The following is a 4,281-nucleotide window of genomic DNA, read 5'->3' as shown; positions in this document are numbered from 1 at the left end:
GCCGCGGACATCGGGGAAAAAGTGAGTGGAATAAATAACTATATTACTACGTAATACGTTTAATAGCTAATAAATGCTGTCGTACTTTAGACATAAGTTTTCTTATGTCTATAAAGTAGCCCCGCTCCTCATCCGCCAGGGGGGATCGGGTGCTCGGCGGAAATGTGCTAGCATTGCATTCAATGCAATCTTGGAGATGGTGATGGCGACGCTGACCATTCGAAACGTAGATGACGAGTTGAAGGCCCGGCTGCGCATCGAAGCCGCCCAGCACGGCCACTCCATGGAGGAGGAGGTGCGCGAGATCTTGCGGCGCGCGCTGAGCAAGTCGCCTGCTCGCGGCGGTCTGGGCAGCCGATTGCGCCAGCGCTTTGCTACGTTGGCCGATCCCGGGCTGGAACTGCCCGCGCGCGTCGAACGACCCCGGTCCCCGGAACTGCCTGAATGATCGTGCTCGACACCAATGTCTTGTCGGAGTTGATGCGGGCCGAGGCGGAGCCGGCCGTCATCGACTGGCTCGATCGACAGGCACCCGATGCCCTGACCATTACTGCCGTGACCGCGGCTGAATTGCTGTACGGCATTGCTCGGTTGCCCGACGGACGCCGCAAATCCAGGTTACGGGAAGCCGCGTTAGAGATCCTCGATGAGGAATTCGCTGAGCGGGTGCTGCCATTCGACGAGAACGCCGCCGTGCACTACGCCGCGCTCGTGTCCCAGCGCGAACGCGCGGGGCGTCCGATCAGCATGGCAGATGCGCAAATTGCTGCCATCTGTCGACACCACGCCGCCACCTTGGCCACACGCAACGGCAAGGACTTCGAAGGGGTTGGCGTTGTGCTGGCCAATCCTTGGGGGGATTGATGCAGGTGGCTGGAAGTCGTCGGGCAACAAGCCCCGCCTGGAGCTAGCCACCGGCGAGCTGGCCCGCTAACGGCGCGCGCACGGACTGCCGCCGACGCCGCACAGGTAGACCGCCCGCCGGTCCTGCCGGTCAACGGCCGGGCGAGCCGCGAGAAGGCCTGTCCCGCGGGGCATTTGATCATCAAGGAAGTGTTCAACATGGCGGCCGAGCGCCTGCCGGCGCGCGGGCCGGAATGGGCGGCGGGCTCGCACATGAGCGACCGCCAGGTGGACCAGCGCTATGTCCGGGACAATATTTGCCCACGCATTGATCGCCACCGCCAGCACCCCCATATCGAAGACGATGCGCGGCATCAGGCGACGCAGGAGCGGCATCGGATTGGCTCGGCCCACGAGACACGCCTGCTTTGCCTCAACGACGGCATAGCCAGCCTAAAACCCGCATTTTATAGTTTGACGATAGTGAAAGTTCATCCAAGTCCGCGATCACACCGACTCGGCAGGACATCATGGAGGGCGCGGGGAACGTCCACGTCACGCGACGCGCGCAAATCGCTCCGCGCCAGCTGGCACCCCGCCTACACACAGCAAACCTCCTGGTGCTATACTTGTACAAGTTTCCGTACTAGTTCACCGAAGGAGGGCGCTATGCGCACTGTTCACTTCTCCGACGCCCGCAGCAATCTGAAGGCGGTCATGGACCAGACCATCGACGATCACGATGCCGTGCTGATCACGCGCCGCGACGCGCCGAACGTGGTGCTGATGTCCGAAGCCCAGTATGAAAGCTGGAAGGAAACGATGTACCTGTTGCAATCGCCGACCAACGCCGAGCGCATCTTGCGCAGCATTGGCCAACACCGTCGCGGTGAGGCGGTGGAGCGGCGGCTGATCGACCCGGACGCTGAATGACGCGCAGTATCAAGTTCATGCCCGACGCCTGGGAGGATTACCTCTACTGGCAAGGCCAAGACAAAAAGACCCTCAAGCGCATCAACCAGCTGATCCAACAGATCCAGCGCACGCCCTTCGAGGGCATCGGGAAGCCCGAGCCTTTGGTGGGCAACCTCAGTGGCTACTGGTCACGCCGCATCGACGACGCCAACCGCCTCATGTATTTCGCGGACGACGACAGCGTGGTGCTGATTAACTGCCTCTACCACTACGGCGACAAGTAAGAGAGGGAGATGGAGTTCCTCAAGCTGTAGTTCGCCCTCATTACGCGCAACCCCATCATTGCCACCCCGATGATCGGTCGAAAAGGTTCGGGCGTGGCTTCTCGGAGCGCAACCTGGAACAGATGCATCTGTCCTATCGGGCTTGGCCCGTCGACCCTCACATTTCGCAGACACCGTCTGTCATTTCCAGGGGTTACGAAACTCCTAAAGCCCTGTCCCGGAATTCCGTCGACACGTCCCTACTGACCAAAGCCTTCCCCATGCCCTGCTCGGCTCACGGCCGCCTCCTCATCATGCGCAATGAGATGGCGCGCAGATTCTACGAAATCGAAGCGCTGCGACTGGTTGTTAGGGCGACTCAACTGGCAGATCAACACCCAGTTGTTCCCGTCACGCAATAAGACAGCGAACCGGTGTCCGTCGGCGCGGATCTCGGCGATACTGGAGCGGGTCTTCAACAGTGGGAAGTATGTCAAATGCCTGACGTAAGGCCAAAGGCTCCACGCAATACCTCGCCCTCCTGGAGCGATGTCAAGGCCAACCTGGCCGGCTTCGACCGTGCCGGGTTGCTCGGGCTGGTGCAGGCGCTGTACGGTGCAAGCAAGGAAAACCAGGCCTTCCTGCACGCTCGGTTTGCGTTGGGCGGCGACGTGCTCAAGCCTTACAAGGTGACCATAGATCGCTGGCTGTGGCCGGATGTATTCAAGAACCAGTACACGTCGGTAGCCAAGGCGAAGAAGGCAATTTCGGACTATAAGAAGGCAATTGGCCAACCGGAAGGACTGGCCGAGTTGACCGTGTTCTACTGCGAAAGGGCAGCAGGCTTCAGTGCTGACATCGGGTACCAAGACGAAGGCTTTTTCGACGCCCTGGTACGGATGTTTGAGCAGTCGTTGAACGTAATCATCGCCTTGCCTGCAGAACAGCGCCCCCCTTTCTGGGAGCGCCTCGATGTGGTCCGTCGCGTCAGCCAAAACTTCGGCTACGGCGTGGCCGATGACATGGATGCATTGCTTGCTGAGCACGGGATCTATGGCTGATCACGATGCACTCGCCGCGCTGCAAGCCGAAAACGCCCGCCTGATCGCGCTATTGGAATCGCATGGTATCGATTGGCGTCTGCCGCCGACGCCTGCGCCTTGCATTCGGGAAGCCGAACCGACGCGCCTTTCCACGGATGAGAAGGTCGCATTGTTTCGTCGGCTGATCCTTCGCGCCACCGATGGCGTCCACCCGTTGGATGTCACGTTCATCGGCGACGAGGATTTGGTTGCGCCGTGGAAGCGCGAAGCGCTCTCTGCAAAAGCGCTGGCAGGCACTCTGCCTGAGTCATTGACCGTGACGCTGGCCAACCTGATCTATTTCGAAAAGGCGCAGTTGCCGCAGCCACTGGCCAACCGCCTGATCCGTTTGGCTGCATTCCAGAATCCCGAGTTCTACAAAGCGCAAGCGATGCGGATGTCGGTATGGGACAAGCCGCGCGTGATCGGTAACGCAGAAAACTATCCACAGCACATTGCCTTGCCGCGCGGCTGCCTCGACGCCGTGCAAGAACTGTTGCGCGACAACGGCATCCGCTGCGATCTGCGCGACGAGCGCCACTCGGGTGAGGCCGTCGATGTCGGTTTCGTCGGTACGCTTCGCCTCGACCAGGAGGCCGCCGTTGCCGGCATGCTGCAGCATGATACTGGCGTGCTGTGCGCACCGACCGCCTTTGGCAAGACGATCACGGCGGCCGCGATGATCGCTCGTCGCGGCGTGAACACCTGGTGCATCGCACTGAACTGCTCAAGCAATGGCAGGAGCGCTTGCAAGCCTTCCTCGGGGTTGGCAAAGGCGTCATCGGTACCATTGGCGGCGGCAAGGTCAAGCCTTTTGGCAAGATCGACATTGCGGTGATGCAATCCCTGTCGCGCCAAGGTGAGGTCAACCCGCTGGTCGAGAACTACGGCCACGTGATTGTCGATGAATGCCACCATATTGGCGCAGTGTCGTTCGACGCCATTTTGAAACGGGCCAAGGCAAAGTACGTGCTCGGCCTGACTGCCACCCCGATCCGCCGCGATGGGCAGCAGCCTATCATCTTCATGCAGTGCGGGCCCATCCGGTACACCGCGGCGAAGGCGACCTGAGCTTCCCCCGGAATTTCGCCTTCCAGTAGGTCGTGTATAAAGTCGACCGAACGGAAGGAAAAGAGGATGTTCAAGGTACCAAACCAGGCATACACGGCGGAGTTCAA

General features: G+C 60.4%; 8 protein-coding genes. 7 read left to right on the top strand and 1 reads right to left on the bottom strand.

Going from position 1 to position 4,281, the window contains the following annotated elements:
- Positions 1 to 202: 202 nt before the first annotated feature.
- Both KHO41_RS40675 and KHO41_RS40670 read left to right on the top strand, forming a co-directional pair.
- Positions 203 to 448 (top strand): FitA-like ribbon-helix-helix domain-containing protein, encoded by a 246-nt coding sequence (locus KHO41_RS40675; RefSeq protein WP_211958841.1) that lies wholly within the window; start codon positions 203 to 205, stop codon positions 446 to 448.
- Positions 445 to 864 carry a type II toxin-antitoxin system VapC family toxin gene (locus tag KHO41_RS40670; protein WP_211958840.1) on the top strand — a complete coding sequence of 140 codons (420 nt, stop codon included), beginning with the start codon at positions 445 to 447 and terminating at the stop codon, positions 862 to 864. Before KHO41_RS40675 ends, KHO41_RS40670 begins: the two co-directional genes overlap by 4 nt.
- 66 nt (positions 865 to 930) lie before the next feature.
- On the opposite strand, the gene KHO41_RS41850 is transcribed toward KHO41_RS40670, so the two are convergent.
- The gene (locus KHO41_RS41850; RefSeq protein WP_211958839.1) at positions 931 to 1,239 is read right to left on the bottom strand and encodes a hypothetical protein; all 309 of its coding nucleotides are present in this window, start codon (positions 1,237 to 1,239) and stop codon (positions 931 to 933) included.
- Between the two features lie 273 nt (positions 1,240 to 1,512).
- On the opposite strand from KHO41_RS41850, the gene KHO41_RS40660 reads away from it, so the two are divergent.
- The 5 genes from KHO41_RS40660 to KHO41_RS41845 all read left to right on the top strand — a co-directional run bounded on the left by KHO41_RS40660 (position 1,513) and on the right by KHO41_RS41845 (position 4,174).
- Positions 1,513 to 1,776: a type II toxin-antitoxin system Phd/YefM family antitoxin gene (locus tag KHO41_RS40660; RefSeq protein WP_211958838.1), complete on the top strand. Its 264-nt coding sequence runs from the start codon at positions 1,513 to 1,515 to the stop codon at positions 1,774 to 1,776.
- Positions 1,773 to 2,042, top strand: a complete 270-nt coding sequence (locus KHO41_RS40655; RefSeq protein WP_211958837.1) for a Txe/YoeB family addiction module toxin — start codon at positions 1,773 to 1,775, stop codon at positions 2,040 to 2,042. The genes KHO41_RS40660 and KHO41_RS40655 overlap by 4 nt, the downstream gene beginning before the upstream one ends.
- 476 nt (positions 2,043 to 2,518) lie before the next feature.
- A complete protein-coding gene (locus KHO41_RS40650; protein ID WP_211958836.1) occupies positions 2,519 to 3,082 on the top strand; it encodes a hypothetical protein in 564 nt (187 codons plus the stop codon).
- Positions 3,075 to 3,941 carry a hypothetical protein gene (locus tag KHO41_RS40645; protein ID WP_342344511.1) on the top strand — a complete coding sequence of 289 codons (867 nt, stop codon included), beginning with the start codon at positions 3,075 to 3,077 and terminating at the stop codon, positions 3,939 to 3,941. Before KHO41_RS40650 ends, KHO41_RS40645 begins: the two co-directional genes overlap by 8 nt.
- The gene (locus tag KHO41_RS41845) at positions 3,851 to 4,174 is read left to right on the top strand and encodes a DEAD/DEAH box helicase (RefSeq protein ID WP_342344510.1); all 324 of its coding nucleotides are present in this window, start codon (positions 3,851 to 3,853) and stop codon (positions 4,172 to 4,174) included. The genes KHO41_RS40645 and KHO41_RS41845 overlap by 91 nt, the downstream gene beginning before the upstream one ends.
- Positions 4,175 to 4,281 lie beyond the last annotated feature (107 nt).

This window comes from Cupriavidus numazuensis (assembly GCF_905397435.1).
GTDB classification, from domain to species: Bacteria; Pseudomonadota; Gammaproteobacteria; order Burkholderiales; family Burkholderiaceae; genus Cupriavidus; species Cupriavidus numazuensis.
This window is presented reverse-complemented; position numbering and strand designations above follow the sequence as displayed.